The sequence below is a fragment of the Micromonospora sp. NPDC005171 genome (genome assembly GCF_040608575.1).
GTDB lineage: Bacteria > Actinomycetota > Actinomycetes > Mycobacteriales > Micromonosporaceae > Micromonospora.
This window is the reverse complement of sequence record NZ_JBEXIM010000007.1, coordinates 19,923-36,910: the sequence shown is the minus strand read 5'-3', so window position 1 is coordinate 36,910 and position 16,988 is coordinate 19,923. Positions and strand designations below refer to the sequence as shown.

Annotated in this window: 20 protein-coding genes; 7 read left to right on the top strand and 13 right to left on the bottom strand. The window is 68.2% G+C overall.

Features of this window, described 5'->3' with window-relative positions:
• Window positions 1-15: 15 nt before the first annotated feature.
• From ABZU74_RS12615 to ABZU74_RS12595, 5 genes are all read right to left on the bottom strand, one after another.
• Window positions 16-591: a carboxymuconolactone decarboxylase family protein gene (locus tag ABZU74_RS12615; RefSeq protein ID WP_355422024.1), complete on the bottom strand. Its 576-nt coding sequence runs from the start codon at window positions 589-591 to the stop codon at window positions 16-18.
• Between the two features lie 100 nt (window positions 592-691).
• Entirely contained in the window at window positions 692-850 is a 159-nt protein-coding gene (locus ABZU74_RS12610) for a hypothetical protein (RefSeq protein WP_355422022.1), read from the bottom strand.
• A gap of 300 nt (window positions 851-1,150) precedes the next feature.
• On the bottom strand, window positions 1,151-1,951 hold the full coding sequence (locus ABZU74_RS12605) for an SDR family oxidoreductase (RefSeq protein WP_355422019.1): 801 nt from the start codon (window positions 1,949-1,951) through the stop codon (window positions 1,151-1,153).
• A gap of 160 nt (window positions 1,952-2,111) precedes the next feature.
• Window positions 2,112-2,321, bottom strand: a complete 210-nt coding sequence (locus ABZU74_RS12600) for a hypothetical protein (protein ID WP_355422016.1) — start codon at window positions 2,319-2,321, stop codon at window positions 2,112-2,114.
• A 395-nt stretch (window positions 2,322-2,716) separates the two neighbouring features.
• A complete protein-coding gene (locus tag ABZU74_RS12595) occupies window positions 2,717-2,923 on the bottom strand; it encodes a hypothetical protein (RefSeq protein ID WP_355422013.1) in 207 nt (68 codons plus the stop codon).
• A gap of 295 nt (window positions 2,924-3,218) precedes the next feature.
• On the opposite strand from ABZU74_RS12595, the gene ABZU74_RS12590 reads away from it, so the two are divergent.
• Window positions 3,219-4,094, top strand: coding sequence for a helix-turn-helix transcriptional regulator (locus ABZU74_RS12590; protein ID WP_355422010.1), 876 nt, complete (start codon window positions 3,219-3,221; stop codon window positions 4,092-4,094).
• Window positions 4,095-4,273: 179 nt separating this feature from the next.
• Here the strand turns inward: ABZU74_RS12590 and ABZU74_RS12585 are convergent, their stop codons facing one another.
• From ABZU74_RS12585 to ABZU74_RS12570, 4 genes are all read right to left on the bottom strand, one after another.
• On the bottom strand, window positions 4,274-5,569 hold the full coding sequence (locus tag ABZU74_RS12585) for a serine protease (protein ID WP_355422008.1): 1,296 nt from the start codon (window positions 5,567-5,569) through the stop codon (window positions 4,274-4,276).
• Window positions 5,570-5,894: 325 nt separating this feature from the next.
• Window positions 5,895-6,845 carry an EamA family transporter RarD gene (rarD, locus tag ABZU74_RS12580; protein WP_355422005.1) on the bottom strand — a complete coding sequence of 317 codons (951 nt, stop codon included), beginning with the start codon at window positions 6,843-6,845 and terminating at the stop codon, window positions 5,895-5,897.
• Between the two features lie 255 nt (window positions 6,846-7,100).
• Window positions 7,101-7,355 (bottom strand): ATP-binding cassette domain-containing protein, encoded by a 255-nt coding sequence (locus ABZU74_RS12575; RefSeq protein ID WP_355422002.1) that lies wholly within the window; start codon window positions 7,353-7,355, stop codon window positions 7,101-7,103.
• The gene (locus tag ABZU74_RS12570) at window positions 7,352-8,560 is read right to left on the bottom strand and encodes an MFS transporter (RefSeq protein ID WP_355421999.1); all 1,209 of its coding nucleotides are present in this window, start codon (window positions 8,558-8,560) and stop codon (window positions 7,352-7,354) included. The genes ABZU74_RS12575 and ABZU74_RS12570 overlap by 4 nt, the downstream gene beginning before the upstream one ends.
• A gap of 61 nt (window positions 8,561-8,621) precedes the next feature.
• Here ABZU74_RS12570 and ABZU74_RS12565 point away from each other — a divergent pair, with 61 nt between their 5' ends.
• The 3 genes from ABZU74_RS12565 to ABZU74_RS12555 all read left to right on the top strand — a co-directional run bounded on the left by ABZU74_RS12565 (window position 8,622) and on the right by ABZU74_RS12555 (window position 10,866).
• The gene (locus tag ABZU74_RS12565; RefSeq protein ID WP_355421997.1) at window positions 8,622-9,395 is read left to right on the top strand and encodes a helix-turn-helix transcriptional regulator; all 774 of its coding nucleotides are present in this window, start codon (window positions 8,622-8,624) and stop codon (window positions 9,393-9,395) included.
• 359 nt (window positions 9,396-9,754) lie between these two features.
• Window positions 9,755-9,946 carry a hypothetical protein gene (locus ABZU74_RS12560; RefSeq protein WP_355421995.1) on the top strand — a complete coding sequence of 64 codons (192 nt, stop codon included), beginning with the start codon at window positions 9,755-9,757 and terminating at the stop codon, window positions 9,944-9,946.
• A complete protein-coding gene (locus ABZU74_RS12555; protein WP_355421992.1) occupies window positions 9,943-10,866 on the top strand; it encodes an AEC family transporter in 924 nt (307 codons plus the stop codon). The genes ABZU74_RS12560 and ABZU74_RS12555 overlap by 4 nt, the downstream gene beginning before the upstream one ends.
• Window positions 10,867-11,072: 206 nt before the next feature.
• Here ABZU74_RS12555 and ABZU74_RS12550 read toward each other — a convergent pair whose 3' ends face one another.
• On the bottom strand, window positions 11,073-11,699 hold the full coding sequence (locus tag ABZU74_RS12550; RefSeq protein ID WP_355421989.1) for a maleylpyruvate isomerase N-terminal domain-containing protein: 627 nt from the start codon (window positions 11,697-11,699) through the stop codon (window positions 11,073-11,075).
• Between the two features lie 239 nt (window positions 11,700-11,938).
• On the opposite strand from ABZU74_RS12550, the gene ABZU74_RS12545 reads away from it, so the two are divergent.
• Window positions 11,939-12,742 carry an SDR family NAD(P)-dependent oxidoreductase gene (locus ABZU74_RS12545; RefSeq protein ID WP_355421986.1) on the top strand — a complete coding sequence of 268 codons (804 nt, stop codon included), beginning with the start codon at window positions 11,939-11,941 and terminating at the stop codon, window positions 12,740-12,742.
• A gap of 318 nt (window positions 12,743-13,060) precedes the next feature.
• Here the strand turns inward: ABZU74_RS12545 and ABZU74_RS12540 are convergent, their stop codons facing one another.
• Window positions 13,061-13,813, bottom strand: a complete 753-nt coding sequence (locus ABZU74_RS12540) for an MBL fold metallo-hydrolase (protein ID WP_355422423.1) — start codon at window positions 13,811-13,813, stop codon at window positions 13,061-13,063.
• Entirely contained in the window at window positions 13,737-14,123 is a 387-nt protein-coding gene (locus ABZU74_RS12535) for a hypothetical protein (RefSeq protein ID WP_355421983.1), read from the bottom strand. The genes ABZU74_RS12540 and ABZU74_RS12535 overlap by 77 nt, the downstream gene beginning before the upstream one ends.
• A 353-nt stretch (window positions 14,124-14,476) precedes the next feature.
• Here ABZU74_RS12535 and ABZU74_RS12530 point away from each other — a divergent pair, with 353 nt between their 5' ends.
• Window positions 14,477-15,157, top strand: a complete 681-nt coding sequence (locus tag ABZU74_RS12530; protein WP_355421980.1) for a TetR/AcrR family transcriptional regulator — start codon at window positions 14,477-14,479, stop codon at window positions 15,155-15,157.
• Window positions 15,158-15,413: 256 nt separating this feature from the next.
• On the opposite strand, the gene ABZU74_RS12525 is transcribed toward ABZU74_RS12530, so the two are convergent.
• Window positions 15,414-15,566, bottom strand: coding sequence for a hypothetical protein (locus tag ABZU74_RS12525; protein WP_355421977.1), 153 nt, complete (start codon window positions 15,564-15,566; stop codon window positions 15,414-15,416).
• 276 nt (window positions 15,567-15,842) lie between these two features.
• Here ABZU74_RS12525 and ABZU74_RS12520 point away from each other — a divergent pair, with 276 nt between their 5' ends.
• Window positions 15,843-16,907, top strand: a complete 1,065-nt coding sequence (locus tag ABZU74_RS12520; protein ID WP_355421974.1) for an MBL fold metallo-hydrolase — start codon at window positions 15,843-15,845, stop codon at window positions 16,905-16,907.
• Window positions 16,908-16,988 lie beyond the last annotated feature (81 nt).

The window sequence follows — 16,988 nt, the reverse complement described above, 5'->3', positions numbered from 1 at the left end:
CACCCTTGTCTGTGCTCAGGCAGCCGGTTCACCTGCCGGCTGCACGGCGGCCGATCCGTAGCCGAACTCGACGATCCGACGGGTGGACTCGGCGTAGGCGTCCTGCCCCTCGGGCGCGAAGGTGCCGAGCCCGTCGACGTACCGGTTGAACATGCAGAACGCGGCGGCGATCAGGACGGTGTCGTGGATCTCCAGGTCGCTGGCGCCCTCCGCGCGGGCGTTGGCGACCAGCTCCGTGGTGACGTTGCGGCCGCTGATTTGCACCGCACCGGCGATGCGCAGCAGCGCCCGCAGTTTGGCCGAGATCGGGGCGCTGTCGAGGTCGGCGCGCACCTGGTCGACGAGGGCCATGCCCTCGTCGAGCTGCGCCGCGGCGAACGCCGAGTGCGACGCGCAGCAGAAGGTGCACTCGTTGCGCCCGGAGACGTACGCCGCGATCAGTTCGCGCTCGCCGGCCGGGAGCGAGTGAGGGGCGCGCAGCAGCACCTCGGCCAGCTCGTTGAGCGGCTTCGCTGTCTCCGGGCGGTACCGCATCGGACCGGATATGCCGGGGAACTGCTTCTCGTCGAGTCCCAGATCGATGTGCGCCATGGTCGTCATGCCTCTCAGCCGTCAGTCGTGGACCGGTCGGGCGGCGCTCGTGCCGGCGCCCCGGGCGGCGCGGCCGCCGCCGCGTCGCGCCGCCACGATCTCATCCCGTCCGCCGGGCGCGCTTATTCAATCGTGCGCTGTTCCAGCGAGGAGCGTTCGTTTCCGGATCCTCCACTTTCGCCAGCGGCAGCGGCGCCGGGTGGCGACCGCCACGGCCGTCGACGAACACCTCGTCGAGCTTCGTCGGCGAGTAGGCCACCGCCCTTCCTGCGTCGGCTCGCCGCCTGGTCGATCTTGATCGGGACGGCTGCGGCAATCCCTCGGCGGGCCAGGAACTGTCGGTCGGCGCTGAACCAGCGCGGCCCCCGCACCGATGCCGGTGCGGGGGCCGCCTGGTCCGCCTGGCGGACCAGGAGCGTGGGTCAGTAACAGCCAGCTGGCCGGGTGGCAGTGAGCGGTGGGATCAGTCGCGGTCGTCCGGTCGCCGCTGGCCGGGCTCCCGTCGACTGTCGACTGTGGTGCGACGCGGATCTCGCCCATGTCCCCGCAGGGGTACCGCCTACAGGCGCTCGCCGCCGGTGGCGTCGATGATTTGACCCGTGATCCACCGGGCGTCGTGCGAGGCGAGAACGGCGACGACGTCGGCGACGTCGGCGGGTTCGCCCATGCGGCCGAGGGCGCGTTGCGCGGTGACGGTGGCGATGGCCTCCGAGTTGCCGCGCAACCAGGAGGCGTTCATGTCGGTGTCGGTGGTGCCGGGGCGGACGGCGTTGACGGTGATGCCGCGTGGGCCGAGGTGCTGGGCGAGCGGCAGCGTGAGAGCTTCGAGAGCTCCCTTGGTCATGGTGTATCCGATGATGTGGGGAACGGGGACGCGGGTGCCGCCTGAGGAAATGTTCACCACGCGTCCGCCGTCGGCCAGGCGCGGCAGGGCGGCCTTGATGATCAGGAACGGCGCGGTGACGTTGATCTGCTGCTGACGGATGAAGTCCTCCGCGGCGAACTCCTCGATGACGCCGTTCACGACGATCGCAGCGTTGTTCACCAGCACCCGCACGGGCACGTCGCGCAGCGCGCCCGCGGCCGCTTCGTAGGAAGCCCAGAAGGCGGTGCCGGTGTCGGGTTCGGCCAGGTCGGCGGCGAAGGAGAACGCCCTGCCGCCGGCGGCGGTGATCTTCTCGACGACGTCGGCCGCGGCGGCCGAGTCCTGGCGGTAGTGAACTGCGACGGTGTACCCGTCGGCGCCGAGACGGCTGGCGATGGCCGCCCCGATGCCGCGGCTGGCGCCGGTGACAACAGCGATGCCGTCGGACTCACGGGCGTCGAGCACTTCGATGTCGCGCAGGTCGGTGTCAGACATGATGCCCTTTCTGTCGCCCTCGATCGGGCGGTACTTGGTGCTGATGACGTGCGACGCTCCCGCGCTCTGGTCGCGGTGGCTGTCGCGGAGGGGAATCTCGGCTCGCGGAGCGGTGGCACGCACTGGCGTGCCAACGGCGCTACGGTCCGGGGGCCGGATATCAGGCGGCCAGCTGCCGCAGCATGTCGGCCGGGTCGTGCAGCGACGTCATCGGTACGAACCGGCCGTCGCTGACCCTGTAGATGGCGTATCTGAAGTCCCGGTTGAACAGCAACTCCGTGACCTCCCGGTGGAGGTCCGGAACGGCGTCGATTTCGTGCTTCAGGATCGCGATGACGTCGTCGCGGGTGCCCGGGTCGCCGTTCAGCACGACGTCGTCATCAGTTTCTCCTTTTGGGCGGTTGGTCCCGTGAGGGGCCGATGGAAAGCGGCGGGAACTGGTGCCCCGCACGACTCACCACTGACGTTAGGAGCGGCGATGGTGGCGACCCAGAGTCCTGTTGAGCCTGGGGTGTGACAGGGCACCCCCTGAGAAACGTTCTGCTTGGTGGCGGAAGCTTCGGAACCGGGCGCGTCAGCGAGTCCGGTCGTGCAGTTGACGTGACGTTCAGAATCGCTTCACCGTCGGACTGAGGCTGGTGGTGAGGCCCAGCAGGAGCCGCGCGGAAACCGGTCCCTCCGGCCGTGATCCACTCGGCTTCCTTGAAGTCGCGCTATCCCCGTCGCTCGGACACCACGACTTCAGCAAAACCGAGTTGATCACGCCTAAGCGCGGCACAACGTTCGGTATCCGCACACCCGATACGCGCATCCGCGCACCGACACGGACGCCGACACATCGACGCCGGCTTGCCCAGCGTTGCCGTCCGTCGGGAGGAGCACGACGAGGTTGGGTGCGAAGGCGGCGGAGAACGCCGTGACGCTGACGGCTTGTCCCGCTTCGCCCGCCTTGACGCCGAGGTCGGCGGCCATGTGAGGGAGGAGACTTGCCGACAGGAGCTCCGACATGATGATCGCGAAGGTCCAACCCTGATGAGGACTTGTGGGTGGTCGGCGTCACGGCGGAATCGGTCGAAACGCTCATCGGGGCCGTACCTCTGCAGGGGCTCCGGTGATCAGATTCGGGCGGTCACTTGTAGCCTTCAAGCGGTGGGCCCGCACGGGCGCTGCACGCGCCAGGAACACGAGATGCGCGCCTGGAGTTCCCGTGAGCCGGGGTCCTGACAGGGCCCTCTCTGATGCCGCCGCAGCGACATACAGTTGTCTTATGGAGGAATCCAGCAACGCTCTAGGGGTCTACCTGCGGGCTCGGCGCGAGTTGGTGACGCCGCAGCAAGCCGGTATCCCCGACACCGGCGTACGGCGTGTGCCGGGGCTCCGGCGGGAGGAAGTGGCCATGCTCGCCGGCGTCAGTGCGGACTACTACCTGCGACTGGAACGAGGCCGCGACCGCAACCCGTCACCCCAGGTACTTGAGTCGATCGCTCGCGTCCTGCACCTCGACGACGAGGCCCTCGCCCACATGCTCACGCTCGTCACGGACGTTCCCCGGCGACGCAGACGCCGACTGCGTCAGCAGAACCCGCCGCCGGGTGCGCTGAAGCTGTTGGCGTCCCTCGTCCAGCCCGCGTACATCGAGAACCGGTACCTCGACGTTCTGGCGTCCAACGCCCTGGCCCGAGCCGTCGACCCCCGTCTGGCCGTCGGCGGCAACCAGCTTCGGGACATGTTCCTCGACCCAGCGGGACGGGCGCTGTACCCGGAGTGGACGGTCGCCACGGAATGCCTCATGGCCAGCCTGCGGCAGGCCGTCGGCAAGGACATCGACGACCCCCGCTTCATCGAACTCACCGGGGAACTCACGCTGGCCAGTCCCCGGTTCCGTCAGCTCTGGGCCCGGCATGAAGTGCGGAGGCAGACCGGGGGTGTCATACGTTTCAACCACCCACAGGTCGGGGACCTCACTCTCAACCGGGAGCGCATGAGCATCGACGGCGCCGAGGACATGATGCTCGTCGTGTTCCACCCGGAACCCGGATCCAGCGACGCGGACAAGCTGACGCTCCTGGCCTCCGCGGCCATGCCCTGCCCGGCTCCCCCCGCGGCCATGCCCTCCCCGCAGGAGACCGGCAGGCTCGCGTGACGGCGATCTGAATCATCGGAGCAGGCCAGGTCGAATGCCAGATGGAACAACGGCAAGCTGGAGCGCACGTACGACGTCGTCGACGCGCGGCGTCGTCCGGCGACGCCGTCGCCGAGGTCGAGCGACGAGGATGCCGGTGGGCCGCCAAGGCGCAGAGCGCGCATCGGCGGCCCACCGTCTCAGCCGTTGTCGATCAGGCTGGCGATCTCGTTGTAGATCAGGTGCGCCTTCGCGCCCTGGTTCGACGGACAACCGCCGAGGTGGTGCAGGGCGATCACGCGGTGGCTGGCGTTCAGCACGGGCGAACCCGAGTTGCCGCCGGAGGTGTCGCAGCTGTAACTGATGTTCCAGGTGTTGTAGTTCCCGTTCCGGACGGCGCAGGTAGCGCCGTTCTGGGTGTCCTCGTAGATCGACAGACGCTTCGCGCTGCCGTCGCCGTGCCCGGGGATATAGATCCGGGTGCCGTTGCTGGTAGCGGTAGTTGCCAGGTACAGCGTGCCGAATCCCTGGATGGCGGCGAAGTTGTTGACCGAGTACAGGGTGTAGTCCAGCTGGCTGGAGCCGCCGCTGCTCACCCTGTAGAGGGTGGCACCGCTGACCTTGGTGCCGGCGCCGGGATTCGCGCCGCCGCAGGTGGCGCACTGGTAGTTGAACTGCATCTCGCTGCCGCTCACGGCGGACTGCGTCGAGAAGCAGTGCTTGTTCGTCAGCATCCGATTGGTGTTGCCGACCCGCCAGGTGGTGCACAGTCCACCGCCGCTAATCAGCAGCCGCGCCACTGCCCTGCCGTGGGCGTACTCGGTGGGGTGGCTGTTCTGGTAGCAGACCACGTCCCGGCGGGCGTCGGTGCTGCACACGGACTGGGTGGAGAAGTTGTGCGCGGCGATTTCCGTGCGGTCGTATCCGCGCCAGAACCGGTCAATGGTGGCGGCGCTGCCGCGTGAGGGGCGGCTGCTGTGCAGTGTCACCACGGCGGTGTCACCCTCCACCGACATCGCCCAGAAACCCGGCTGCCCGTCGGTGGTGTAGTCCGAACCGGTCGCCCGGTTCAGGTGGCGGTCGTACCGGTAGCTCTCCTTGCCGTCGCGGCTCGACACGGTGACGTAGTCGCCATGGGCCAGTCGCAGTGAACTGAAGTGCACCTTGACGTAGGTGGCACCGGGGTGCTGAATGAGCTGTGTCCTGCCGTTCAGGGCGTAGGACAGGGAGCTGTCGACGGTGCGGAGTTCGCCGATCGTGGTCACACCCTCTGCCGAGAACTGGTTCGATTCCGGCGCCCGCTCGGATTGTGGCGCGAGAGGGGCAACCGAGTTCGCCTCGGCGGCGGGTACCGACAGTAGGCTCAGCCCAAGTGTGCAGGCAGCCAGCGCGACCGCCCCTGTTCGTAGGCGGCGCAGGGCATGTTTCATCTGTCGCTCCTTCTCAGGAATCAGCACCGAGACGTGCCTTCGGCCTTCATACCTGAGATCACGCAAGACATGTAATCCCATCTATGTCATAGCTGCCTGCTGCGCCGCTTCAACCGCCCGGCGACTGGTTGATCGTGAATGGCGTGCCCCAGCGGCCGCATCGATCTCACCGAGCCAGCCGTCCTGGTCAGTGTCGTTGTCGGCGCCCAGCACGACGGTGTACCACTGCGAGCCGCGTAGCCAAGTAAAGGCCGATCGCAGGCCGCGGCACCGCAGACCGAAGGCGGGCTCGAGCCCGAGCAGGCCGCCGCCGACGACGAGCGCAGACCGGCGCTACGTCGGGATCCCGGGCATGACTCGGGGTCATCGCCGCCCCGGCGCCGCGATCTCATCAACGCCGCTGCGGCGCCGGGTGCCGGCCCTTCGGGCGGGGCTGCCGCCATGCGTAGGAGGCCAGGAAGAACGCCGCACCGCCCCAAACCAGGCAGTAGGCGCCCAGCCCAGCAGTGCTGATCGACTCGTGCAGTCCGAAGTAGCCGATGAGGAACTGCACCGTCGGCAGCAGGAACTGAAGCATTCCGAGGACCGTCAGCGGCGTCCGGACGGCCGCGAAACCGAACAGGACCAGCGGCAACGCGGTGATCAGGCCAGTGCTGACGAACAACGCGGACCGGACGGGACTGTCCCCGAAGTGGCTGTGGTTGGTGACCGACAGGACAGCGAGGTACGCGGCGGCAGGAACGGTCAGCGCGGCCGTCTCCACGGCCAACGCCCGCCAGCTCGGCATTGCCGCCCACTTGCGAAACAAGCCGTAGACACCGAATGTGGCGGCAGGGCCGATCGCCACCCACGGTGGCCGTCCGGCGTCTATTCCCAGCCACACCACGCCCGCCGTGGCAAGTGCCACGCCGACCCACTGCGCGGCCGCCATCCGCTCCCGCAGCAACGCCAGGCCGAGAAGCGCGCTGAAGAGCGGGTTGATGTAGTAGCCGAGGGCCGCCTCGATCACCCGCCCACTATTGACCGCCCAGATGTAGAGGCCCCAGTTCGCACCCACGAAACAGCCGGCGCCGGCCAGCAGCGCCAATATCCGTGGCTGGCGGTGAATCGTCCGCAACCAGTTGAGGTCGCGCTGGATCGTCAACACGATGGTGACGAAGACCAGCGACCAGACGATGCGGTGGGCGAGGATCTCCAGAGCCGGCGCCGGTTCCAGTAGCGGCCAGTAGAGGGTAAGCAGGCCCCAGATGAAGTACGCCGCGGTTCCGGCCAGCACGCCCGTGCTGGTTCGACGTTCACCAGCCGGCACGGTCGACTCCGCCGGAGTTGCGACGCGGGTCATCCGGCGCTCCGTGCCGTCCCACGCCGGGTGAACCAGGCGGGCTGCCGCGCCCACATGCGCAGGTCCTGACTCGGGTGCACGCAGACGGCGCCGGTTTCGTCCCGATCCCACGCAAGAGCTGGGTGTCCTCCCGCGTGATCCGGACCGGGCGGTCGAGCAGTCCGGCGAGCTGATTGTTGTTCTCCAGTGGCGTGCGGCGCACCACGGGCCGTAGCCGCGTGGCCGTCTGCTGGATCAGCTCAGGGATCAGGGAGATCACCGGGGTTCGGCCACGGCGGCATCACCTACGCCCGAGGCGCCGACCGAGGATCTCCACCTGCCGGGATGCCGGTAGGCGCCGAGCACGCTGAGCAGCGTGCTCTTGCCCGCGCCGTTGGGCCGGATCAGTGCCCAGTGCTCCCCGGCACGAATCGTGACGCTGACACCGGAAAGCAGCAGGCGGCGCTCCCGCACGACGTCGATGTCCCGAGCCTCGATCACCGTGTCGCCCGGGTTCGCGTGCGGCGTCATCTTTGCGGCTCGGTGAGGAACACGCCGAGGGCCAGCGCCACCAAGGGGATCAGGCAGATGATGGTGAACACGCCCTGAGGACCCCATGTTTCCGCCGCCACACCGAGGACGGGCGCGAGGAGGCCGCCGATGCTCACGGCGAGCCCGAGCGTCACACCGGCAGCGGTGCCGGGCCGCGTCGGCAGATAGTCCTGGCCCAGCTTGACCAGCACGGCGAACGGGATGTTCAGGGCGATGCCGGCGAGCATGGCGAAGAGAAGTGGCGGGTACCCCCCGGGGGTGAGACGCAGGCCGACGAGCGCGGGAATGGCGGCGATCGCGCCCAACTGCACGGTGCGGACCATCCCGACGCGGTCGGCGATCCGGCCTCCCAGCAGTGTTCCGGCCACTCCGCCGACGAGGAAGCACGCCAGCGCGGCCCCGGCGAGGCTCTTGCCCGCGCCCAGATGGCGTATCCAGAACAGCTCGATGAAGGTGATCGCGCCGAAGAAGGCGACCGATCTGACGGTCTCGATGCAGGTCAGCAACAGGAAGGGGACCCAGCGGTCACGGCCGTTGTGCGAAACGCTGCGCGCTGCCGGCCGCTGTAGCCGATTCCTGTACAGCAGGAAACCCATGAGCACGGCCGGCGGGATGAAAAGCGCTGTCGCTCCGGTGCCCATGGCGATGAGTGCGGGAGTGGCCAGTACCGGTGCCAGAAAGAACCCGACACTGCCGCCGGCGGCAAAAATACTCATCGCTGTGGCGCTCTCACCCGCCGCCACCCGGGCCGACTTCCCGGCGGCCGGGTGGAACATCGCCACGCCGAGTCCCGACGCGCAGAGCAGAAGCCAGACCGCTACGTAACTACCCATGAGACCGGACAGGCCGAGCCCGATTCCGGCGAGCGTTACTCCGGCCCCAGCGAGCCAGTCGAGTCGGTAACGATCAACGGCGACGCCGATGAATGGCTGAGGAATAGAGCTGCCCAGGGTCGCGGCGAGCGTGAGACCGCCGGCGGCCATGTAGCTGTAGTGGCGGTCCAGCACGAAATACGGGACGCAGGCTGGCACGAGGCCCTGATACAGGTCGTCGACCGCGTGGGCCGCGCCCCACAGGCGCATCCGCCGCCACGCCGACGGTTGCTCGCTCAGCGGCAGCGTCGCCTCGGGGTTGGCCGAGTCCGCTCGGCTGCTTGTCTCCGTCACCATCAGCTCTTTCTCCACGGGTGCTGCAGGAAGATTGCCCGATCACCCCACTTGCGGACTATTGATATCCTGCCGACTTATGTCGCCAAGCAGCCAATTTGTGAACGGCCCCGCCCGGGTGCCCTTGGCCGACCGCGACCGGATCGACTGGCACCACCACGCGCGCCACCAGCTTGTCTGCCCGCGAAACGGCGTGCTTGGGGTGTCCACGCCGACGGGAATGTGGACAGTGCCGCCGGACCGGGCAGTATGGATTCCCGCCGGTGTCGCCCATGCCCATCGGGCCTACGGTCCCACCGACATGCGCGCGATCATGTTCGACCGCCCGCTGAACCCATTGGGCGTGGATCAGCCGACCGCACTGGCCGTCTCGCCGCTGCTGCGCGAGGTCATCGTCAGCCTCACCGACGGCGACGAGCTGACCGGTGACGAGCGGGACAACCTTGAGCGCGTGGCTCTTGACCAGCTGCGACGGGTGGACACGTTGCATCTGTGCCTGCCGTACCCGGCGGATCCCCGATTGCGGGATGTCGCGGAGATTCTGCTCGAGGATCCCACCGACCACCGCACCCTCGCCGAGCTGAGCATGGCCGTGGGCGCCGGCGCGCGCACCCTCAGCCGGCTGTTCCGGGAGCAAGCCGGAATGTCGTTCCCGCAATGGCGGACACAGCTGCGACTGCATCACTCGCTCAAGTTGATCGCCGACGGCGAGTCGGTGACCACGACCGCCGCGTCCAGCGGTTACAGCGGCCCCAGCGCGTTCATTCAGGCGTTCCGGGCCTATTTCGGGATCACGCCCGGCGAATACTGCCGGAGCCGGCAGAGCGGCGATTCTTCACCGCGCACGGGCTGAGTCGACCGTCAACATTTGCCAGCCTCCGGCACAATCACCGGACGTGACGACGGGACGTCGGTCGCATAATCGCTCTCGTCGATGTGGGCGATATTGACGCCAGGTCAGCAATGACCTCGCCCACCCGGCGCGTTCGCCGGCGACGATCCGGCGGCCCGCGCGAGGGCGCTCGAGCATCTGCGGGCGTAACGCTGCGTAGCACCCGGATCGCGGCTAGATGCGCGCGTTGGGGATAACCCTGAAGCTGGGGATGAGCTGGATGTCTGCTCGGTCCGGACGGGATGCGAGGCTGAACGCGTGGCTTCCCGTTCGACGTACACGTGGACAACCCTCGGCTGCCCGGCCGCTTGGTACGCACCTTGGACGCGTCGGTGTATCTGAAGACCGGCGAAAGCGCGGTGGAGTGTCACGGAACCAAGCTCACCCTGCGGCAGGTCGATGACATCCTCGTCCAGGTGGCGATTGTCACCGGGTTTCTCGGCTCGTACGTCCCGGACGCCTGCCAGTCCCTGAGCCGGCGCGACGCCCGCCCGCCGGTGACGCCCGTATGAGTTTGGTGTCGGCGTTCGCACCGATCTGGATCCTTACCGCGGTCGGCTACGCGGCCTGTCGTTGGGGTCTGCTGGGCGAGGCGGTGGCGTCGGTGCTCGGCCGGTTCGTGTTCCATCTTGCGATGCCGGCCGCCCTGTTCCTAGCCCTCTCCCGAATGCCGCTTTCCGGGTTCGACGGCCGCTCGCTGCTCGCCTTTGGGGTGAGCACTGCCGCGGTCGTCGGGTTCGGGTGGGTCGGCGCGAGCTGGCTGTTCGGTCGCAAGCCCGGCGAACGGCCGATCTGGGGCATGGCCGCCGGGTACGTGAACTCGGCGAACCTCGGCGTCCCGATCGCAACGCAGGTTCTCGGCAACGTGTCGTTCCTGGCGGAGGTGGTGCTGCTGCAGGTGCTGGTGGTGACGCCCGTGATCCTGGTCGCCCTGGACCGGCACAGCGACCCGGCCGGGCGGGTACGGGTCCGCCGTATCGCCTCCCTGCCGGTACGCAACCCTGTGATCCTGGCGTCGCTGCTCGGTGTCGCGTGCTCGGCCGCCGGCCTGCATCTGCCGTCGGCGGCCGGCGCGTCGCTCACCCTGCTGTCGGGCGCCGCGGTGCCGGCCGCCCTGGTCGCGCTCGGCGCGTCGCTGCACCGCAGAGGGCCGTCGCCGGCAGAGCCGGGCGAACTGGCCGGGCTGGCCGTGATCAGCGTGCTGAAGCTCGTCGCACAGCCGGTCATCGCGTACGCGGCCGGGCTGGCCTTGCACCTGTCCGCGCCGCAGTTGCTCGCCGTGGTGGTGTGCGCGGGCCTGCCGACAGCGCAGAACACGTTCATCTTCGGCCAGGAGTACGGCGTCGGCGAGGCGGTGGCCAACCGGGCGGTGGTGGTGACCACGGCACTGTCGCTGGCCACCCTGGCCGCGGTGGCGACGTTGCTCGGGTAGGTCCGTCAGCTGACTCGTCCGGCAATCATGGTGAGTCACGCCGACCATGGCGCCGGCGGACAGGTCTGCAGCCACGATCATCGCCTGATGATGCGGCGGGCGATCTCGATGGCGTCCTGGCCGTGCGGGTGTACGGACGGCTGGTGCGCCATGTTGGCCGCAGATGAGGGCAACGTCCTAACACTGCGAGAGGGGGCTCTGACGCGTCAGAGGGCGGCGATCGAGGTGGGAGCTCGTTCTTGCCGAGCCAGCGCACGTATCACGTTCAGGGAACCGTGTCGCCAGGCTGCGAGGCTGCTCAGCAGCTTGATCGCCGCTCCGGTCGCTGTCTCCGGCATCGCTGGCGTCGGCAAGCCGAGACTGACTGCCAGGTCGTCGATGTGCACGACCAGTTCCACCACCCGGGTCAGTAGGAAGTCATCGACCTGCAGACCCCAGTCGCCGAGGTCCACGATGCGGTCTGCTGGTTGTGCCGGCACCGTGGTCCGTAGCTCGCTCAACGCATCATCGACAACATCCGCCAGGTTCGTGGCGGTGGTCGACGCGGCTGCCTGCTCGCAGCGGCGTCGGATGCCGATGTTGTCAGCGCTGTCAACGCCTGACGTTACCCAGGCGTTGCCGGTGAAATGCTCCAGCACCGAGATAGCTGACGCTCCTGGCGCTGCGGCGAGGAAGGCGACGGTGCGGGTGAGCTGGTTGGCCAGATGACGGGCGAGGCCGCCGGTGGAGAAGTCGGGCAGCGCGCTGGGCATGGACCATCGCTCGATCAGCATCGGTTCGCGCAAGAGGGCTGCGGCGGTTTCAGCGACGTCCAGGAATGCAGGTCGGATCATCAAGTGCACGATATGCGGGTGGGGCGTCCGTTGTCAGTCCCGTGCTGCGCGACGCCGACCCCGACGACAAGCCGAGGTCATAAGCTCACGTTGTGTTTGCCGGCGACTGTCGCCCGCGCGTGTGGGGGGCGTGGCCATTCAGCCCGCATCGGGGCGCCGACCGCCCGATGATGTCTTGACCGACGTCTCACGCTTGGGAGGAACGGTCAAGGATGGTCGACCAGATACCAGGAACGGTCGTGCTCACCGGGGGGACCAGCGGGATCGGTGCGGCGGCAGCACGGCGCATCGCAACATCAGCCCGACGCCTGCTTCTGCACGGGCCGGAGCCACACGCGGCGGTGCAGCCGCTGCTCGACGAGCTGCGCAACGCCGGTCGAGCCGAGGTGGTTTACGCGCAGGCCGACTTCGACAGACTTGACGACGTCGTGGCTCTGTCCAGGACGGTGGCGAGCGCCACCGAGCAGGTCAACGTGCTCATCAACAACGCCGGTCGTCCCGGCGCCGAGAGCCGCCGGTGCAGCACGGACAGCTACGAAGCGACGCTGCAGACCAACTACCTGGCGGCCGTCCTGCTCACCGAACGACTCCTGCCGCTCATCCCCGCGACGGGCCGGGTGGTGCACGTGTCGTCCGCGACCCATCTCTCCACCCGTCTCGACCTGGACGACTTGCAATTCCAGCACGGCTACCAGCCGGCCGCCGCGTACGCCCGGTCCAAGCTCGCGCTGGTCGCCCACGCCGTCCGGCAGTCCCGGTACTACCGCCCCGGAATCGTCAGCGTTCACCCGGGAGTCGTCAACACCCGACTGTTGCACGCGATGTTCGACGTGCGGGGTGCGGATGCTGCACACGGGGCGGCAAACGTCATCCACGCCGCCTCCGATCCGGGCGTGCCCAGCGGGGTTTACCTGGACGAGAGAAGGATCGCCGAGCCGGCCGAACAGGTCCGCGTGGTGAACTTCCAAGACGGCCTCCACCAGCGCACCATGACCCTGCTTGCTCCCTGGCTCGACGACTCATCAGCTGAATCCCCTGCCTAGCCGCTGCATCGCCTGCGGACCGGCCGCGCCGGGCGGGAGGTGTGAAGCCATCTGGCTGGCCTGTCTTCTCTGTGTGGCGCGGGACCGCTCGCGAGCGCAGCTGGGTCCCCGCTGTGAAGGCGCAGCGCGCTCGCCGGGCGGTTACTGCTCGGTTCGTAGACGCGCCCGCCGGCGCGTCTGGGACGCCTCATCGGCGGAGGTTGTCGTGGGCGCGGCTCGTGCCCTTCGGGGCACGAGCCGCGTCATCACTGGTCGTCCCCTGCCACACCGCCGGCGCGACGGCCAGGCGCGCCGACGGTGCAGCCCTTAATCGGCGGATCAGACGACGTACCAGGGGCCGCCGACACCCCGCCGCTGGTAGCCGTGGTGGGTCCGCTCCGTGCGGGAGGACTCCATCACCGTGAAGGCGTGGTACTTCGCGAACGGCGTGGCGCCGGCCAGCCGCTCCTGCCACAGCTGGCCGTTCGACGTGACCTTGCTCAGCGTCTTGTCGGTGATGTAGTTGACCATCGAGTTCATGAAGTTCTCCGCGCCGACGAGGCGGTGCTCACGGCCCATGCCGTGGTGGAATCCCTCCAGCACATCCTTGGAAGCCATCTCTTTGAGAGCCTCGCCGGAGAAGTTCAGGAGGTCGTGCCAGTACTCGCGTACGGTCTCCACGTCCTCGCGGGTGCCCCAGCGGGTGATGTGACCGCCGATGAGCGCTTTGAAGTCGTAGGACAGGATGTCGTCGTGGGCCTGGTAGAACCCGCTGATGTTCTCCGAGAAGTCGGCGTGCATGAACGCCACCGACCCCGGGCTCACGATGTCGATCTTCGTGAGGACCTTCTGCTTCGGCGCCCAGACGTAGATGTTGCCGGGGCAGTGGTCGGCGCCCTTGTAGGACAGTTCGAGCTTGGTTCCGCCGACCTCGAGGGTCGCGTCGGTGTCGAACGTCTCGGTGGGCAGCGGGCGGTACTTGTCGGGGAAGCGGGCCAGCAGCTCGCGGGTGATGTCATGGGCGATGATCTTCACCTTGGGGCCGAACATCGACGCGGCGCCGATGTGGTCGGAGTGCCAGTGGCTGTAGATCAGGTGGGTGACCGGGGCGTCGGTGACCGACTCGATCGCGGCGAAGATGTTCTCGCCCAGCGGCGGGGGGGGCGTCGATCACGATGACGCCCTCGCCGGTGAGCATGAACGCCGACTCGTAGCCCGACGGGGTGGTCACCCAGTAGAAGCCGTCGCCCAGCTCCTCCTTGTGCCAGCCCTTGGCGTAGAAGGACGGGTCGTTGATGTGGTCGGGCATGAACTGCTGGGGTGACGGGGCGTGCTCGGCTGCCACGGCCTTCGGGAAGCCGAACTTCTTGGCGGCGTAGAAGTCGCCGTACTTTCCCACCATTTGTGCTGCTCCTGTTCTTGTCCTACGGCCGCCGCATGGTCGCGGGGCCGGCTCGGCGGCGTCACGGGCTTGTCGTGCGAGGCCGCGTCGGTGTCGCCGAAGACATGGGGACCGCGCCTGCCGATCGGCCGCGAGCCGGCCGGACCTGCTGACACGGACGGGTCCTGAATTGACCCGCTGCGGATCGCGTCGCTCGTGGAGAGCAAGTCGAGGGCCCCCTCATGTTTTGAAAGGTAGCACAACCTGAGGACCCCCTCATGTTCTGTGATGTGCTTCATGAGCTGCCCCGCTGCCCGCAGAACCAGCCCTCGACCGGAAGCCGAGGGCGGCCTCATCTTTGCTACGGTGATCGGGTGGCAAGGAGATCGGATTCGCCGCCGGGGTCGGCGCGGCCGCTGCGGCGGGACGCTCAACGCAACCGCGACGCGCTCCTGGCAGCAGCGTCAGACGCCTTCGCGCGTGAGGGCCTCAACGCGTCGCTCGAAGGGATCGCGCGCCAGGCTGGGCTCGCCATCGGTACGCTCTACCGGCATTTCCCCACCCGGCTGGACCTGGTGCAGCAGGCGTTCGAAGGCAAGCTGCAGACCTGGCTGGCGGCAGCGCAGGCGAGCGCATCCGCGTCCGACCCGTGGCAGGGCTTCTGTGGTTACCTCGAGACGCTGTGCGAGCTGCAAGCCGACGACAGCGGCATGAACGACCTAGCGTCGATGCACCTGCCGCTGCCGGACTTCGTCCACGGCAAGCTCACCCGGATCCGTGAACTCACCCAGACCATCGTCGACCGTGCCCACGAGCAGGGCAGCTTGCGCGCCGATGTGACGCGCCAGGATCTGGCGTTCGTCATGTGGGCACACAGCCGGGTCGCGGCCGCGACCCGTGAAGTGGCCCCCGATGCTTGGCGGCGCCACCTGTACCTGATGCTCGACGCCTTCGGCGCAGCCAACGCGAGCCCCCTGCCCGTCCCATCGATGACCCAGACCGAGGTCGACCGGGCGATGATGAACCTCGGCAGCGCCAACCCGCCTGCCGAGTGAGGTCGTGAGCCCGGAGCGCTGGGCGCTCGCGAGGGCGTCCCAGTTCGCGGCTCGGTTCAGGTTGGGCAGGGGCCGCCGGTGCCGAGCTGGGAGCGCCGGCTCGGGCCCATCTTGCCTGCCGGCCGAGTGGTCGCGTCGGCGCCCGGAGCGGCACGGTGAGGGCGGCACCCGCCGCGCCGGTACGACCGGTCAGGTCGCCTGAACCCGCGTCCGGTCGGTCTTCGGCGGCTGGCACATCCCACGACGTGGTCGATGGTCAACCTGTGCCTGCAGGCCAGGTAGCCGACTCCGGCGGTGCTGCCCAGACCGCCGACGCCGGCGTCGCCGCAGCGCCACCACCCGGGTCCGCGTCGTCGGCGCCGGGCGTGATGAACGTGCCGAACAGCAGTGCATGTTCGTAATCAGGCACCGCCCGTCTCCTCATCGGTGGTCGAGGCCGGCATGGAGGACAGCACTGCCGGTCGCCTGCCCACGGCTCCATCGACGGATGAGTGTCAAGAACCACAAATAGTTGTTGGACAAAGCTTCTCGCCTCTAGCTTAGTTGTTGACCAAACCATTTGTGGAACGGCGCATGTCCGGTCCCGGGCATTCCGCCGCCTAGCCAGGCACCCCACCCGCACCCGGCTCCCTAGACGCACCCGCCGGGACGAGGGGTTTTCCACCAGTCCGGAAGTAGGCACGACATGGCGAGCAAGTACGGCGACTTCTATCCGAGCAAGTGGGGCTTCCCGAAGGCAGTGGTCGAGGGCAACGCCCCGTCCCCGAACCAGTTCATGCCCGAGTACCTCAACGACCCGTCCTTCTACGAGAAGGGCTGGCACGCCGAGAACGTGGGCGACGGCGGCAACTTCTACTGGGTCACCAGCCCCGCCGGCTACGACGCGGGCTTCGTGGTGACCGGCGACGGCGTGATTGCGATCGACGCCCCGCCGGGACTGGGCGAGAACCTGCAGGCGGCGATCCGGTCAGTGACCAAGGAGCCGGTCACGCACCTGGTCTACAGCCACTGGCACTCCGACCACATCGGCGCGGCGTCCCAGTTCGGCCCCAAGGTGAAGATCATCGCGCATGACATCACCCGCGAGTTGCTGGCCCGCTTCCCCGACAAGTACCGTCCACTGCCGACCGAGACGTTCAGCAAGGACGCGACCCTCGAGGTGGGCGGCACCAAGCTGGAGCTGTCCTACAAGGGCGCCGACCACTGCCCGGGCAATATCTACATCTACGGGCCCGCGCAGAAGGTCCTCACGAAGATCGACATCGTGAGCCCCGGATCGGTGACGTTCGCGCACGCGGACGTGTCGGAGAACATCAGCGGGTTCTACCAGGCCCACGACGACATCCTGTCGTACGACTTCAAGGCCCTGATCGGTGGTCACATCTCCCGTTGGGGCACCCGCGAGGACGTGGAGGTCGTGCGTGAGTACTGGCACGACCTGCTGCACTTCTCCGAGGAGGCGCTGTGGGAGCTGAGCAACGCGGAGGCGCTGCAGGGGTTCGTCGTGGGTCTCGGCCGGGAGAACCAGATGGTCGGCGCCGAGAACTGGATCAACTCGATCGCTAACTACGCCACCGAGAAGACCCTCACCAAAACCACCTCCAACGGCCAGACCTGGCCCGAGCGGCTCGCGGGCGCCACGGTGTGGACCAAGTACCACGCCTGGACCGTCGCGGAGACCACCCGCACCGAGCGGACCCACCACGGCTACCAGGCCGAGGGCAACGACGGCCCGGCCTACATCGCCTGATCCCCGCCTCGGCGACGGCGAAGGGCCACCGGCCCCAAACGCCGCCAAGAGCGCTGACACGCACATCCGATGGGGAGGACT